This is a genomic window from Wolbachia endosymbiont (group B) of Ischnura elegans (genome assembly GCF_947251585.1).
In the GTDB taxonomy this organism is placed as follows: Bacteria; Pseudomonadota; Alphaproteobacteria; order Rickettsiales; family Anaplasmataceae; genus Wolbachia.
This window is the reverse complement of the sequence record NZ_OX366371.1, coordinates 1,438,153-1,454,768: the sequence shown is the minus strand read 5'-3', so window position 1 is coordinate 1,454,768 and position 16,616 is coordinate 1,438,153. Positions and strand designations below refer to the sequence as shown.

The 16,616-nt window shown below is 32.8% G+C and carries 8 protein-coding genes and 6 pseudogenes; 7 read left to right on the top strand and 7 right to left on the bottom strand.

The window, feature by feature from the left end; all coding sequences use genetic code 11:
- The first annotated feature begins 4 nt into the window (after window positions 1-4).
- Window positions 5-643: a DUF6444 domain-containing protein gene (locus OPR58_RS07460; protein ID WP_406846501.1), complete on the top strand. Its 639-nt coding sequence runs from the start codon at window positions 5-7 to the stop codon at window positions 641-643.
- Between the two features lie 12 nt (window positions 644-655).
- On the opposite strand, the gene OPR58_RS07455 is transcribed toward OPR58_RS07460, so the two are convergent.
- On the bottom strand, window positions 656-1,615 hold the full coding sequence (locus OPR58_RS07455; RefSeq protein ID WP_265022212.1) for an IS5 family transposase: 960 nt from the start codon (window positions 1,613-1,615) through the stop codon (window positions 656-658).
- A 94-nt stretch (window positions 1,616-1,709) separates the two neighbouring features.
- On the opposite strand from OPR58_RS07455, the gene tnpC (OPR58_RS07450) reads away from it, so the two are divergent.
- Window positions 1,710-2,468, top strand: a complete 759-nt coding sequence (gene tnpC, locus OPR58_RS07450) for an IS66 family transposase (protein WP_265022370.1) — start codon at window positions 1,710-1,712, stop codon at window positions 2,466-2,468.
- A gap of 24 nt (window positions 2,469-2,492) precedes the next feature.
- On the opposite strand, the pseudogene OPR58_RS07445 reads toward tnpC (OPR58_RS07450), so the two are convergent.
- Window positions 2,493-2,885 (bottom strand): annotated as a pseudogene (locus OPR58_RS07445) (IS110 family transposase); the annotation flags it as partial.
- Window positions 2,886-3,098: 213 nt separating this feature from the next.
- Between OPR58_RS07445 and tnpC (OPR58_RS07440) the strand changes: the two are divergent.
- On the top strand, window positions 3,099-4,058 hold the full coding sequence (gene tnpC / locus OPR58_RS07440) for an IS66 family transposase (protein ID WP_320109902.1): 960 nt from the start codon (window positions 3,099-3,101) through the stop codon (window positions 4,056-4,058).
- Between the two features lie 32 nt (window positions 4,059-4,090).
- Window positions 4,091-4,216: pseudogene (locus tag OPR58_RS07435) on the top strand (transposase); the annotation flags it as partial.
- A gap of 47 nt (window positions 4,217-4,263) precedes the next feature.
- Here OPR58_RS07435 and OPR58_RS07430 read toward each other — a convergent pair.
- The 3 genes and pseudogenes from OPR58_RS07430 to OPR58_RS07420 form a co-directional block, all read right to left on the bottom strand.
- Window positions 4,264-4,835, bottom strand: a pseudogene (locus tag OPR58_RS07430) (transposase); the annotation flags it as partial.
- Between the two features lie 106 nt (window positions 4,836-4,941).
- Complete coding sequence (locus tag OPR58_RS07425) at window positions 4,942-5,157, bottom strand: hypothetical protein (protein ID WP_064085299.1); 216 nt, start codon at window positions 5,155-5,157, stop codon at window positions 4,942-4,944.
- Window positions 5,158-5,208: 51 nt separating this feature from the next.
- Window positions 5,209-7,245: a coiled-coil domain-containing protein gene (locus OPR58_RS07420; protein ID WP_265022368.1), complete on the bottom strand. Its 2,037-nt coding sequence runs from the start codon at window positions 7,243-7,245 to the stop codon at window positions 5,209-5,211.
- A 967-nt stretch (window positions 7,246-8,212) separates the two neighbouring features.
- Here OPR58_RS07420 and OPR58_RS07415 point away from each other — a divergent pair.
- On the top strand, window positions 8,213-13,576 hold the full coding sequence (locus OPR58_RS07415; RefSeq protein ID WP_265022367.1) for an ankyrin repeat domain-containing protein: 5,364 nt from the start codon (window positions 8,213-8,215) through the stop codon (window positions 13,574-13,576).
- A gap of 77 nt (window positions 13,577-13,653) precedes the next feature.
- Here the strand turns inward: OPR58_RS07415 and OPR58_RS07410 are convergent.
- Window positions 13,654-13,990, bottom strand: a pseudogene (locus OPR58_RS07410) (integrase core domain-containing protein); the annotation flags it as partial.
- Between the two features lie 408 nt (window positions 13,991-14,398).
- A pseudogene (locus tag OPR58_RS07405) lies at window positions 14,399-15,019 on the bottom strand (recombinase zinc ribbon domain-containing protein); the annotation flags it as partial.
- 72 nt (window positions 15,020-15,091) lie between these two features.
- Here OPR58_RS07405 and OPR58_RS07400 point away from each other — a divergent pair.
- Window positions 15,092-15,717: pseudogene (locus OPR58_RS07400) on the top strand (IS6 family transposase).
- Between the two features lie 163 nt (window positions 15,718-15,880).
- On the top strand, window positions 15,881-16,549 hold the full coding sequence (locus OPR58_RS07395; protein WP_012481726.1) for a septal ring lytic transglycosylase RlpA family protein: 669 nt from the start codon (window positions 15,881-15,883) through the stop codon (window positions 16,547-16,549).
- The last annotated feature ends 67 nt before the right edge of the window (window positions 16,550-16,616 follow it).

The following is a 16,616-nucleotide window of genomic DNA, read 5'->3' as shown; positions in this document are numbered from 1 at the left end:
GTTGATGATAGAGGTGCTACAAGAAAAGATTGTGGTATTGGAGTCAGAAGTTGGTACTCTGAAAGCAGAGAATGATAAGTTAAGGACAAAAATAATTGAGCTAGAGGATAAGCTGGGTTTAAATTCAAAAAATTCATCGCTGCCACCATCGCAAGATGTATATCGCAAAAAGACAAAAAAGAAGAGCGATAAAAAACCAGGCGGGCAGCCAGGACATGAAGCGCACAAGCGGGAATTGATGGTAGCAGATGAGGTGGTAAAATGTTCAATTGATACAATTTGCATGTGTGGAAGCCAAGTTATTTTAGAAGAAGAAACTGTGCATCAAAAGGTTGAATTGCCAAAAATTAAACCGATAGTGACTGAATATAGGCTACAAAAAGGCTACTGTAAGGCGTGTAAGAAAAGGATCTCAGCTAGTCTGCCTGAAGGTGTGACAAGGGATCTTTTAGGAGCTAATGCAAAAGCAGTAATTAGCAGTTTTAGTGGATTTTTTATCAATTCAAAAAGGGAAGTACAGCAAATTTTGAGCAGCATATTTAATCTGAATATAAGCCTAGGTTTGGTATCAAAGACCGAGGGTAGAGTATCAGAAAAATGTATATCTGAATGGCTTTGTTGCATAGCACTGATAGGCATGTAAATCACAATGAACTTACGCAGCTAATTTAAATTTAGCCATACCAATATCAGTAAATTTGTTCAGTAAGTAGCACTTAATTAACAGCTCTTTTTCACGATTTACCTCTGATTTATTTTTCAAGCCAAACCCAAATATTTGCTTCAACCTATAGAAAAAGACTTCAATATAAGACCGTGCTCCATACTTAACTTTTTTCTTCCATTCATTAATACCATCTTCATAATTCTCATATGACCTAATTCTACTAATATACTTGTTTCTTTCTGATAAGTAGTCAGCTAAACAAATTTTAGTATCCTTCCTAGGGCGAATAATAGGCACAATATTGTATTTTCTGCATTCTTTATACACACTTTTTATATCATAAGCCGCATCTGCTCGAATAGAACAAATGTTATATTTATCACTGACTTCTTCTAACATATCGCAGACCGGCAAATAGTCTACAGCAACACCACTAGTGTAGTTCATGCTTATTGCTTTCTTATCATTTATGTTTAAAATAACATGTAATTTTCTTACTTGACCATAACCACTGTATTTTCTTTTTCGAATATTAAGCTTACTATGCCCACCGTTATTATTGTAGATACTAACTCTAGTGCTATCTACGGCAATTTCAACATTTTCCAGATCATCTTTATTGCTTCTATGGTCATCAATCTTCAAATTAAGCTTTTTAAATCTTCTGGAAGCTTGTGTATAGCTGATAATCTTAAGTTTTTTGCCTATTTGTACCATATAACCTTTTACAAAACCTACAGCTTGTCTCAAGCCAATTCTAAAAAGATGAACTATTATGTGTATTAAAATTACAACTTTATCACTATAAGTGTTATTGCCACCTGCAACTTTTGGACTATTTTCATACCAATTTTCTATGGCTTGATTAACAAAATGAAAAACATTTCCTCTTTTTTTTAGAAACTCATTATATTCTCTTTGGTTACTTACTCTCATTTTTTGTGGCATAAGTTATACTTGTTTGAAAAATGCCTATTTTACAACAAAATGCGTTAGTAACCATAAGCTTTTCTCCTTACAATAACCTCAACCAACACTAGCTATGCAACAAAGCCTATCTGAATACGAAAAAATAAGAGAAGAGCTACGGAAAAGCAAGTATTTACATATAGATGAAACAAGCCATAGGAACCAGGGAAAGAAAGGTTGGAGTTGGGTAGTAACGAATAAAACAGCAACACTTATGAAGTTAGTTGGATCTCGCGGAAAGAAGATATTAAAAGGGCTATTGCCAGAGTATGATGGAATAGTTATAAGCGATAGGTATGCTGCGTATAATTACTTTAATCGTGAAAACAGACAGATATGCTGGGCCCATTTAGCAAGGGACTTTGAAAGGTTTTTTTACAGTAAAAATGTTGAAGTGAGCAGAATTGGCGCAGCATTAAAATCGCTGAGCAACAGGGTATTTGTGGTAGATAGAGCACGTAAACAAAACCTGATAGACAATTTAAGATTTTTCCGGTTAATGAGGAAGATTCGAAAAAGGGTGAAACATTTTTTGCGAGAGATAACAAGGGTTGCAAAAGGAACTCAGGCCTCGAGAATGGCTGCCAATATACTACGTTCTGAAGATATGATGTGGAGATTCGTGCGCAATCCTGATCTGATCGAGACAACCAATAACCTTGCAGAACGTCAGGCTAGACGGTACGTCATTTATCGTAAAAATAGTTTTTTCACTTGGTCAGAACGTGGAGAAAAGTTCATTGAAAGAATGCTTTCGATATTTTTGACTGCACGTTTGAATGATCAGAATCCTGTCCAGAAACTACAGAATTTAGTCGCTATTCCTGCCTAATTGGGAATATTCCGTGAACGGTTACGATAATTTTTGCTTCAAACAGTCAATACTACTAACTTTTAAAGGAGTGACACGCATGTCTGTATTACTAACATAACGTGAGATGATGCTACAGTCTATTTTATCAGTTTTAGTAGCAATACCAAGGCTTTTTGCATAATCTCTCACCCATCTTGGTTGAATGACATATACTTCAAAACCATGGCTTAATAAAGTATAAGCACATAATTTTTCGTACCCACCAGTTGCTTCAAGTCCAACTTTGGTTACGTTATGTAAACGCAAAAAGTCGATTATTTGATCAATAGCTTGAACGTTATTTTCAAATACTTTATGATGTCCAAGTGGATGAATATGGATATCTAGTTTATTTTTGCTAATATCAATGCCAGTAATAATATTTGATAAATTCATAATCCCTCCATAAATAATGTGTATACTGCATTTTCCACCCTTATATACGAGCCTAAAAGCTCAACCAGTTGTTCGGAACTTTCAGTATAATAAACCAGAGAGGAGAACCTTGCTGCAAAACGGTCCTTATGACCAAGAGTATGTACGGTTCCTCCTCTCTGCGTGTCTTTATACCGCCATTTCGTGACATTTATAAAGACTTGTTTTTAACATATAAGAGTATGTAATAAAAGAATTACAGCAAATTTACCCGAAGGTGTTGCAAGAGATTTTCTAGGACCCAATGCTAAAACAGTTATAAGCAGCCTTAGCGGCTTTTTTATTAACTCAAAAAGAGAGGTACAGCAAATTTTGGGCAGTATTTTTAATCTAAATATAAGCCTTGGTTTAGTCTCAAATACTGAACGCAGGGTATCGAAGAAGTGTGCATCTGAATATGAGAAAATGAAGGAAGAGTTGCAAGGAAGCGAGTATTTGCATATAGACGAAACAGGGCACAGAAATCAAGGAAAGAGAGGCTGGAGTTGGGTAATAACAAACAAAGCGTTGACACTTCTGAAGGTAAGCGAGTCTCGTGGTAAGAAGGTGTTGAAGAGTTTACTGCCAGAATATGATGGTATAGTTGTGAGCGATAGATACGCTGTATACAATTACTTCAATCGTGAAAATAGACAGATATGTTGGGCACATCTGGCAAGAGATTTTGAGAGATTTGCCCATAGTAAAAATGTTGAAGTGAGCAAAATTGGCCAAGCACTAAAATCGCTCAGCAATAAGGTGTTTGTAGTAGATAAGGCAAAAAAACAAAATTTGATAGATAATTTGAGATTTTATCGACTGGTGCGAAAAATTCGGAAAAGGGTAAAACATTTTTTACGTAAAATGACGAGGGTTGCAAATAGCACTCAAGCTTCAAGAATGGCCGCTAAGATGTTACGATCTGAGGATATGATGTGGAAGTTTTTAAGAAAACCTGAAGTGATAGAAACAACTAATAACCTTGCAGAACGGCAAATTAGACGGTACGTAATTTATCGTAAAAACAGCTTTTTCACCTGGTCAGAACGTGGAGAAAGATTCGTGGAAAGAATGTTGTCGATATTTTTGACATCACGTCTAAATGGCCAGAACCCCTTTCAAAAGCTACAGAATCTAGTAGCTGTCACTGCTTAGTTCTTTAATTCATTCTCACAATCCGTGAACGGTTACCTCCATATTCTCCAGATTTTAACAAAATTGAACATTATTGGTTTGCTATAAAAAACAGAACCAGGAAAAACATTCCTTTATTCAAATCTTTTCGTCATGCTGTCGATTCTTCTTTCTTATGACCTTTTTGGACTATTATGGGAAGGGCTATAGTACTCCCAACCAGAACTTCACTTTCAGCCAAATAAAAACCCAAAACTTCTTTTCTGCCATTTTGCTAATATGTTATACATACATTTGCTTACACAATGCCCGTCCTCCTTGACCTTAAAAAACCATGAACACTATTGGATATACAGATTGCAGCGGACGACTGCGCCATTCGTTGATTACCGGTAACAATTTGTCAGTAATACTTGATATCTCTGCTGCAGATATTTTATATTTCTTCTACATGCGATGCTATATCCCATGCCACTGGCATATGTACTTAAAACCTTTGCTTCAAGTTCGGTTGTTTGCCTTTTTCTGACTACTTGTGGCTCGAAACTTCCTTCTCTATCTCTTGGTGTCAATAGTTCAAATACTTGTCCGTAAAGTCTTTGAATTTCTTCGGTTGTTTTCTTCGCTTTCAGCCGACAAATGGTTTTCTATCTCGCCTTCCCTCTAGCAGTTTTTTATAAATGGTGTTAATGCTCCATCTCTTCCTGTCAATGGTCTTCCTTCTCGTATAGATGAGAAGATATTTGTTTCTAATTCTTTATAGTCTACCAAACCGGTAGTTGTGTTTGCTTGACTCATTGTCAAACCTCCATTTTTTTATCAATTTATTACTTTACTTCTCGGTTTGACACAGTTTATTTAACACTCCCGAGCTTAATAGACAAATGGTAGGCTAAAAAGCTTGTTACACCACCTCCAACGTTTCCATTACCCTTTTCCTTAAGTCATAACTATATGCTACTGGCATCCTTACCTTCACTACTATCAATCCATATCTTACTCTTTTTGGACTATTATGAGAAGGGCTATAGTTCCTTCTTTCTTTATCATTTATTTTGATAGTTCCAATCCTATGTTTATCACTATAACCAACACTGCCTGGCTCTAAATTAAAAAGCATCTTCGCTCCTCTTGTTTTTACATTTTAGTATAATGCAGATAATTTGTATTATCATAATCCTGGACCATATCCCCTTGCATTTACTTTGAGTAGTTGATTTTTATTAACCCCCTCTAGAAAGCTAGATGGATTTTCTATTGTATAATCTGACTGTTTAATAGCCTTATCTAACTCTTCAAATACGCTGCTATTTCTTTTAAAATACCCATATTCTATAGCTGTTAAAACACTTTTCCCCCCTAATAGACAATTTAGCCCTAAACTTGATTTATTCTCTAATTTGTTAAATCTTACTTCATCGACAAGCCTCACCTCTATTTTATTACTATCTTTCTCATTAGGACATAGATGAATACTGATCTCTCCTACTTCAGTGGTAAAAGACATTTCAATGATATCTCCTGAGATGTCTGTATAATTTCTCCTTCCTTCTATGTTTTCAACTCTAATTATACTTTTTCCAACTTGAACTATACCAATATTTAGATTTAAATCTTTAGCTTTTTGATTATTGAATATCTTTGCAACTTCAATAGTACTATTTTGTGGGTAATCTATACAAAAATATCCATTATCTATTTCTAGTTCAAAGTCATGTTTATCAATTTGCTCACTTTTACTTATAATACTTTCAAGTGCTAACTCCTTCAGCTTTGAAAGGTTTGCTTTTCGCTGACCTAAGGTATCTTTATCTGAACAAATTACGTTTACTACATCTCCATGCTCTTCATCGCTAAATCTGTTTAAAGATGCACCTTCTGATATTATCTGAAATATTTTTTTCTTGTGTAAAAACTCATAAATTCGAGTAGTGTCAGCAGATAAATATAGCTTTGGGAATGTGTCAGCTATACGATCTATCAAGGACATATCAGATTTATATGGAAAAGTGAACATTATTCCTTGTTTCAGTGCTTCGTTTATAACTTTATCAAGTTCTTTTTCGCACTCCTCATAATCTTCTTCGCTACCAGAGTAACCTAAAATGTCCAGATAATCATGGATCTTATTTATTTTTTGCCAAATACTTTCATACTTTTCTTCTTCTCTTGTATTCGGTTTTACTTTCGCTAAAGAAAAAGAATCTTTTTGACGAATTAAAACAAAAGTATCTTTTTCTTTATGAATTATGGCTTCATCATAGAATAGTTGACTGTAACGCCTACCAAAACTTTCATCATAATCAGGGCAAGGGCTAACATTGTCACTTTCACTATCCGTTTCGTTCCATACTTCAATTGGGAAATCATTATTATCAATAATATGTTTAATTTTCACTTCAGGTACAAACTGAAGCTTTGCTATTTCTTCTCTTACGTTTTCTTTGTTTATTTCATCTGCAAGAGACACTTCATTACTAATATAGAAATTTTTCTGTTTTAAACTTTCGTTTTCCTTCTGCAGACTACTGAATTCTGCAAATAGCTCTTTATACTCTGATAAATAAATACACAATTGATCTCTTATATCATTAAGTTCCTTCTTTTTTTCTAGTATCTGATTTTCATAATTACCTTTCAAATCCTCTATACTGTTTATCAGCACTGTACTTTCTTTTCTTACTCTGTTTAACTCAGCTTCAGTCAAATCCAGTTTTTGCTGTAACTCTTCATTTATTTTGTCTGTTAACTGAATTTCATTCTTTGCCTCTTTTAATTGATTATTTAAGTTCTTAATTATATCACTTTTGTTCTGAGTTTCTAATAATAATATTTCTACTTTCTGTTTTAGCTGTTCGATGTCTTGATCATTTTCAGTTAAATTTCTCGTCCTTCTTTGTAATTCAACTTCAAGCCTTTTAATTTTCCCTTCTAGGGTTTGCATTTCTCTGGTAAGTTCACTTACTTCTTCGTAATACTCTTCTACTCTTTTCTTATAGTGTTTTTGTAACTCTACATTTTTTTTAAGATCAAAATTTTCTTGTTGTAGATTTTCTATTTTACTTTTCAAACTATCTATTACTTGATTTTCTTCACTGCTAATCTCAAATACCTCTTCAGGAAAATGTGCAAATTTACAAGATGAAATGCCTTCAAGGACGTTACTACCAAATAAATTATATTGTACTACCTGCTTCGAACTAAACATACCTATACCCCCTACTAAAATAAACAAGTAATATATTGTATGCGCTATATATCATAAATACAATCGGTTTGAATATAATCTATTTACTAATTCGTATTGTGAATTTTTATAGAATAGATTTAGGTGTAAAATATTATGATACCATTAAAGTAGATGGATAAAGCACAGTCTTTTTGAGAGGATAAATTTAATGAAAAGACCATACTAATTAGTGTTATAAGGAATTGAATTATTTACTTCCTCCAAAAAACATAAAAAGATCGTATATTTGTGAGAACAAGCAGCGTAAAAATAAGGTTATAAAAATAGAAGATTTAAATTATTTTCATAAGCTTAGGCAAAATAGTTCGTATGTAGATATGGATGAAATGGGCTAATGTAGCTAGTTTTAGCGTATAGTAAAGTCAACATATAAAAAAGTTCGTATGTATTGAGTGGTAGACCAATCCATCCCAAAACAAGCAGTTCTCACGCTTGCTGATTTTAGTTATCGGAAATGGCTGTATTGTTTCAGTTTTGAGTAATATGTAAAGTTGAATTAGTACTTAAAAATAGAAAGAGTACATTGCAGTAAAAAAACAGAAGTGTTTTTGCAAGTACTGGCTTTAGTTTTAAAAATACAAACTAAAATAAAATGCTAAAAAGTTCTTGCTCTGCTAGATCTTTTTAGCTATAATGTAATTCAATGTAAAGAATACATGGGGTGTTAGATAAATTGTATTATGTACATCATTCAGAAAGCAATCCTGGCTTTTTTAAGAATATATCTAGTTTAGTAAGAAATCAAAAGAAAGGCGCACTGTTACTCAGCAATCAAAGTTACTTAGGATTACCGTAAAGTTTCTACAGCAAATTGGTTTGGTACAGCTGCATAAGAATCAAATGAATTAGATGTCAAAACCAATCTTCAGAAAAGAGGTGTACGACAAAACAATCAAAATATGAATATTAAAATATAGGGGGCTTTATGTTAGGTAAAGAAAATACAAAGGAACAAGTAACAGATAATCAATCTAGGTTAATAAGAACGCAAAAAGAAGACACATTGTCATCTAGTAGTCAGCAAATATTACAGCTGCCAGAAGGTTTTACAATAGGGAAAGCAGTTGGAGGAGGGGATGGTTTCTTTCACGCGGTTGTACAAGGACTTAAGCAATTAAAGCCAGGAACAAGTGTTACTGTGAAATCTTTGAGAGAAATTTGTAGGAAGCAAGCTTTAATTAGTCAAGAAATGAAAGAAAAGATTATAGCCGATGCTAGAAACCGTGAAGATTCTACAGTCATACCTCCAGGGCCTGGTATTGATGATGATGAATTATGGAAGACTTATTTGGTTGGTATAGAATACAGTAATGAAGATATAGAAAGAATGCAGAAGGACAATAAAGAAGTGGCTTCATCATTAACTGATTTAAAGTATGGAAATACGTTGCAGGTTCCTATATGTGGCAGACCTAAAATTGAGGGAAGCATGATTTGTAATGAATATAATGTTAAGCTGCATGTTATTGAATATCTTCCCATATATGAATGGTCAGGGTCTCTTATTGATGGATTAGGATCCAAATTTGTAAGTACAGATTATAATGAAAAAGATACTATACATATAATAAATAAAGGAGATTTTCATTTTGAGCCAATCTTGAGCGAGACACTATTAATAAGTGAAATACAGAAAGAATTTACTAGTATTCTAGAGGGTTCTAATCTTATAGAAGATAGAAAGCTTGAAAAGCTAAAAAGTTTTTTTGAAGCATATCCGAGTCTAAACGTTAATTTTCAGGTGAATCAATATAATGATACACCGATACATATTGCTGTTCGTGTGGGAGAATTAAAAATTGTTAGGTTTTTGCTAAGGATAGGAGCACAAGTTGATGTTGTAAATGGAGAGGGAAAGACTCCTATAGATATTGCTAAAGATAATAACAGAAAAGATATCGCTAAGATACTGCAACCGCTTATTTCATATGAAGAAGTTGATGTACCGGGAGATGGCAGTTGCTTATTTTGGTCCGTTGCTTTAGCTTACTTAACTCCCGTAAAATTTGATGATTATGCCTTTCATGAAAGGTTTAAAGAATTATTTGCGAGCGACCATGATGTACATTCAATTCAAAGGCTAATGCAAAGTAATGCAAATATTTATGAAGATAGTGTAATGAGGCGGTTGGTAACGAAGACATTTCGTTGTGAGGTTGCTGATGAAGTATGTTTCAGCCAAAGAAGATTTGAAAATAAGGTTGAGATTATGGATCTTTTTGAGAGTAACAGTGGAAGTTATTTTACAGGAGGTACCTTTAAAAAAGAGTTTGAACATGAATTCGGTGCTGAAAAAATTGAGCAGTATAATATTGACACTAGTAAACTCCAACCCAATTTTTTTGATGAAAGTGCAATAAAGGAAATTTGTACTGAACTTAATAAGATAAAAAAACGTGATCAAGTTCAGGAATTTATATTTGATACATACTTGAAATGCATGGAAATGACTCAAACTTGGGGTGGAAAGCATGAAATAAATGCAATGTCTGATCTACTAAATACAGCGATAATAGTGTCTGAGAAAGATTCAAAAGATCTTATATACAATGAAAAGAAAAAATACTGTAACAAAATACGCTTGTCTTATAAAGAAAATAATCATTATCAATTTTATCAAGTAGAGTATTCAAATTTGATGAAGTTTGTTCTGAGTTTCATTCAATCATTTGAAACGAGGCTTATTATATATGATATACTTGCAAGTACACTGAGAGAGGGGAACAGAATATTTTCGGATGGGGTGAGCATTAACAGGTTTGTGCAAAGTATTTTTGGATGTTCAACACATGATGATTGGGAGATGTTTGGTATGAAAGCATCTTTGAGAGAAGGTAATGTAACAAAAGCGACAAAAAGTTTTATTAATCTATCAGACTTAATAGGAACGTTTAATGAATATAAACTGGGCTTTAGAAAAATATTAATGGATGCTGGATGCAATATTTTTCAAAGTTTTGAAATGCAGTTTGAGAAAATAGGTTTTGATCATGTTTCAAAAATAGCAGATGACATTGTAGATAAGATAATTGAATGTTACATTCAGAAAGAACATAAGAGAGATTTGAGCAATATAAGAATAGCTGAAACCCTTGTTCTAAATACATACTTTCAAGGTATGTCTGCGCAGTATGGAGAAATAAGTTATAATCTTAGAGACCTATATGAAAATATCGGAATTGCAGAAGGCAGTGAAGGCTCTTTCGTCTATTATAGAAAGAAAAGTGAGGATAAATCTAGTCAGTATGGTTATCGCCGTTCCCTTATGGGTGAAAAGTCGAAAAGAACATATGATACAAGATATATTAGAGTAGAAGCTACAAACGTAGAACTTGAAAACTATGTGTATACTTTAGATGCCTTAAATATACAAGAATTTAAGGCTAAAGTGGAGAAGGTATTTTATATTGTCAATAAAGAAATCCAAATGCCAAGCAAAAAGATAATTGAGGATCTTATAGTAAAAATTAAATCCCATATTGAACAAGAGGTAAGCTTTTTAAACGAGCATATCTTATTTTGTTGTCAAGAGCGCAAACAAAATTTAGATATGAATTTGAAATACTTAGTTAAAGAAGAAGGAAAAAAAGAACAACATATAATAGGAGGCAAAGAGTTAATAGGAAGAACTGAAAAAAATAGTGATGTTGTATCTTTGATGGAAAAAAATTTAAAAACAATTCCAAATTCGTTTTATTATCTAAAAGTAAAAGAAGCATTTGTAAATCATGCTGAAACAGTCTCTCAAAACTATAGCAACCTACTTGAATCAGAGCATGGTAATACAGCAAGATCTAGGAGTTTTTGGCCTAGTATAAAAGTATCAAATATAAAAAGATTATCATCTCTACTTGGGAAAATGAATTTTAAGGATGTATGTGCTCCAGTAGAAGAATTCACTGGAAGAAAGAAACAAATAGAGGAGATATATACAAAATTACATGGGGGAGAAGTAATAATAGTAGGTCCATCTGGAATTGGCAAAACTCAACTAGCTAGAAAATTTGTTGAAGAAAACAAAGGAGTTTATCTTAATGTCTATGAGGTAAATACTCAAGATATATTGTCCATAGAAAGTTCTTTTGATTCCCTTGTCCGAGATAGCCTAAGCATGTGTATGGAAAGAGAAAGAAATAAAGGAGAGGAAAAATGCCTATTCCTTTTTCAGGGAGTTAAAAAAGAAGATCTAGAGAGAATTTTAAAGATCAGAGGTAAAAGAGGTGGTTTTGACTGCTTATTTACTTCTTCTGATCAAGGTTATCAAGATATAGCAGAAGTGTCTTTAGATAGTCTTGGAGAAAAAGAAGCTATACAACTTGTAAAAAGAATTTTAGAGATAGCAGATAAGTCGCAAGATGAAAAAATAAAAGCACTAATAAGAAAACTCGAAGGTTTTCCATTAGCTATAAATCTAGCAGCAGCGTGTATTAAAAACAAAGGATCAAGCCCTTTGAGCGAAGCATTTGGAATTTTTGAATATTTAATACAATACGAAAGGTTTAATCAGAAATTTCCACGAAACACTAGACAAAATAAATACGATAGAATACTGCAAATAACATTACTAATCTCGATGGAAACAATAGAAAAGATGAGTTCTGGAGAGAAAGTTCTAAAAATTTTAAATGCTATGGCTTATTTTGGTCATGGTACAATTGATCCCAATTTATTTCTTGCCTGGATTAGATATGAGGATAGGCTATACTCCATTTTTAAATTGCTAGAACAATATTCGATAATTTATGCAAAAAAGGAAGGTAAATACAAGGTCTATACTATGCATGAATTAATAAAAAAAGTAATACGTTCACAGTTTACCATAGATGAGGAAAAATACATATTAAGTTGTATCATAGAATTGGTATCTGAAACTGAAGGAGGGTTTTTAGATGTAGTTCACCTCTTATCTTTGTTTGATCATGGTCAAAAATATGACTATCTAATAGAAGAAAATAAGAATTTTCCTTGTTTAATTTTAAGTGGCTTAAATGAGTTATATGAGTATCAAAAAGTTATCAATCTCACGTCACAATTATCTCAATTACTTGCTGTAGATGATCGATATTCAAGATTAATTAAATATGAGTTTGCCTGCGCGCAAGCTGGTTTGGGACTATATGATAGAGCGTTAAAAATCTTTCTGGATTTAAAAAAATTAGAGAAGGTAAATGATGCATTTCCTTCTCTTACTTTGGATAAAAAAATACTTTCTATTTATCTAAAACAAAAAAATTATAAAAAAGCATTGTCGTACAGTAAATACAATAACTTTATATTTACTAGTTCATTTAACGAAGAAATCATGGAACTTATAGAAGAACATCTAGATATGGCAGTTATTATAGCTGAAGTATTTGTAATGCAAAAAAGATATACTGATGCATTTACAACTTTGTACTATGTAAGACAACTGAGAAATGAAATTTTCCTTAAAATAAGTGATTTTAACTCCGATGATGATCCTTATCTTGATCCTTCCGAGGTGTATGAATTTTATAATTTAGATACAAAATATATCTATGCCTTAGCATATTTCTTTATGAGTCAAGAAAGAAAAAAAGTAACTATAAATGAAGAAGCGTTACCACATAAAGAAGATTTACCTCGTGAATTGAGTATACAAGCTTTATTTAGGCAGCTAAAAGATATTCTGATAAATCAAGAGAGTAGTCAGTACTTACAACCGGCTCCTTATTTTGTTGAAATAGAGGTAGGAAAAGTAATTCAAAGAGAATTAAGAGAGAAAGCATTGCAATATTTTGAGAAAGTGCTGAAGCTACAAAAAAATTATGGATTTTTAGATAATCATCCTAACGTACTATCTGTGAAGTTTTATATAGCTGTTTTACATAGTTGCTTAGAGGATAAAGAAAAAGCATTACAAGAACTCCAACAATTGCAAGAATTACAGGAGAAAGTGATAGGAGTAAATCATCCTAGTACTTTAGAAACTGTAAATGCTATACAAGAATTATTTACTGAAGGTGAAGACAAGTTAACATATTTAAGAAATGAGATAGAAAAAAGAGAATCACTCTTACAATTTGAAAAATCTGATTTGAATTCTCAGGGTGTTTCAATCTTAAAAGAGCTTTATGTAGAAAAAAATAGCGAAAGTTCTTCTTCAGTATCAAGTGAAGAGTTACTGCTAGAAAACAAAAGGTTTCTAGACACAGAGAGTACAAAAACTAAAAGGAGAAAAATAGATAACCAGCCAGCCATTAAGAGTTATCTTAACGATGTCAACGTAAATCTTAGCCGTCAGCAAGATGCTATAGTCAATTTATAATATTGACTGGCAAAACATTATCTTCTTACAACAGATGGGTCTAGATGCTTAAATTTTTAATATTATTTAATGATAATCTAAGGACAATTACAGTAAGGTTTCAGCAGAAGTTTAGATACATGGTTCCAGAGTGTGATGGTAGTGTAAATAAATGAGGAGCACTGTAAACATATAAATTCGAAAGGTGTAAGACCATTAAGAGTTTTAATTCTTCTAGCATAATTGTAAGCCATCATAAAATTGTAAAGATGCTTTTTGAGCTGCTGATGTGAGCGGTGGTAATATTTTTTAACTGTAGCATTTTTAAAAGTTTTATTCATACGTTCAACTTGCCCATTTGTCCAAGACTTTTGTCAAACGGTGTTCAGTGTCATTTTCTTCACAAACTCTATTAAATATGTGTTGAAAAGCGTATTTATGGTGCTTCTGGGAGGCTTTGTTGAATGGCAAGGAATGAGGAGGAGTAATGAAAGGAATTTACGAGGCAAATTTGAAAATAGGCATACCTATATCAGTAAAGTTATTAATCAAATAGCATTTTAAAAGCACCTCTTTGAGAGGGAGTGTTAAATAAACCATACGCGTCAAGTTAAGGAAAAGTGGTATAAGGAAGAAAGGAAACGAAAAAAACTATTTTATATATTAAGTAATAAAGTTATTAATTTATAGATTCTTCTGAAAAAATCATCTTCTTCTAGATAAGAACTCCCTAAAAAAATAAATGTAACAAATAAAATGCCCATCTCAAATGTTGCTATATTTCACGATATTTCCTTAACTTGACGCGTATGGTTTATTTAACACTCCCATTTATCTTATTTTTTATTGGCAGACAGCTTGCTTAAACCCATAAAATCTCTTCATCTGCTCACTCCACAGCATCGGTATTTCTCTCAAGTCAACCAACTTCAAATCTCTTGGCTGCCTTCCATTTACTATATCTTCTTTAATTTTTGGTGCTAAATAATTTAATCTTAAAATTTGGTGTATACGTCTTGTACCTATATTAATTTTGGCACTCAGCTCTTTCACACTTCTGTATTTTCCTTCTTCTAGTTGCCGTTTCCACAGATGGGCTCTTACCACTGCTTTGAGTAACGCATTATTTGTTTTTCCTTCTGGCTCGATTACTGTGCATTTGTTTCCTTTCTTCTTCATTGGTATAAATTTTTCCTCTGATTCAGAACTCACCTCTATTCCATCCTCTCTCACCAATACTGTTCTTATTAACTTTTTCACTACTTCTTTCTGTTTTCCAAAACTTAAATTTTTCCACTCTTCTGCTTTTTCTCTCCATTTTTCATATAGCTGCTCCGCTTTCTTCATTATTTCTTTTTCCACTTCTCCTGCTACTATTGTTCGGTTTATTGATTCACAATTCTTTCCCCTTAAGTGATTGTTGCATACGTAATATCGGTACCTTTTATTCTCTTTTTTTGAGTACTACAAAGGGTTCTGTCGCATTTGTAGGGAAGTAGAAAGAAGAATGATATAATTGTCTAAAAAAAAGCAAAGATGTTTCGTATCAATCAAAAATTGTTGCCATATTTCAAAGGATTTAGCTTTTCAGCGGATGTTATCTGTATACATGAAATGTCGATTCTCTTTGAGCTATCGAAATTTGGAAGAAATGATGAGTATAAGGGGAGCAAAATGCTACGTTACAAAGGTGGATTATCACCACTGATAGATGAGGCAGTAAGGAAAAGAAAGAAGCAGGTTGGTAGTAGTTGGAGAGACTTACATTAAATTAAACGGTAAATGGGTTTATTTATATACTGTAGACTTCCTCTTGTGTGTTAGTAGAGACAAGTCTGCAGCACTTGCATTCTTTCGTAAAGCCTTCAGGAGTAACTATCTTCCTGAGAAAATTGTAATTGATAAAAGCGGCAGTAATACTGCTGCTCTTGATGATTTGAATGCAGAAATTTCTGAAGATTACAGTCCTTCAAATAAAATATCTAAATAATATTGTTGATAGATTTATCAAAAAACTAATAAAGCCAATGCTTGGGTTTAAAAGCTTCCATTCCGCAAAGATTACCATCACAGGCATAGAAAATATTCGTATGATTCAAAAAAGACAAATTATTAATAATGTTTCTACTTTTGAGAATTTTGCTATGTTAATGGCTTCATAACTCCTATAATCCCACCTTTAATGATCTTCTTTCCTATGGTTTATAGATTCGACAGAACCTTTTTTAGTGCTGTGCATATTTGGCAGTAGACGTTTACTTATTACTAAATTTATTATAGTATAATTTAAAATCCTCATGGTATCGAACCATTTCACTAAGTACAATGATAAAAAAACTAGCCTTTCTATGTCTAATATTCGTTTTGATGAGTAGTTGTAGTTTTAGCAATAGGTGTAATCACACTGCAGGTCATTATAAAATTGGCAATAGCTATACAATAAATGGTATCACCTACCACCCAAAATACTGTAGCTGTTACGAAGAAGTAGGAATAGCATCGTGGTATGGAATAGAAGATCATGGCACAATTACAGCCAACGGTGAAGTGTTTAATCGTCACTTGATTTCTGCAGCACATAAGACCTTGCCCCTACCCTGCTTTGTTCGTGTTACTAATTTAGAAAATGGAAGAAAGCTTGTTATAAGAGTTAATGATAGAGGGCCATTTGTTGAAGGTAGAATAATAGACTTGTCAGAAAAAGCAGCACAAGTTTTAGGACTTCATAAGTCTGGGCTTGCGAAGGTAAAAGTCGAGTACTTAAGAAAGAGGTCAGAACAATTGATACAAAATACTCCTCATTACAAAAGGCAATATGAAAAAGAAATGCAGAAACGTCACCCAAAACAAAACAATGCAGAAAGTAAGGGATATGTAGCATTTTTTGTAAACGCTCAAGTAGCTAAATCAGCTGCATCAAAGCTTCGTAATCAAGGAATAGAAAATGTTAGATTGCTTTTCAAGAATGATCAATATTGCGTAAAAGTAAGTTAAAACCTGCATTACAGATTGTGTAGCATGCCAGAAACTATTTGACAAATGAGAATGTTCCAAAAGCATG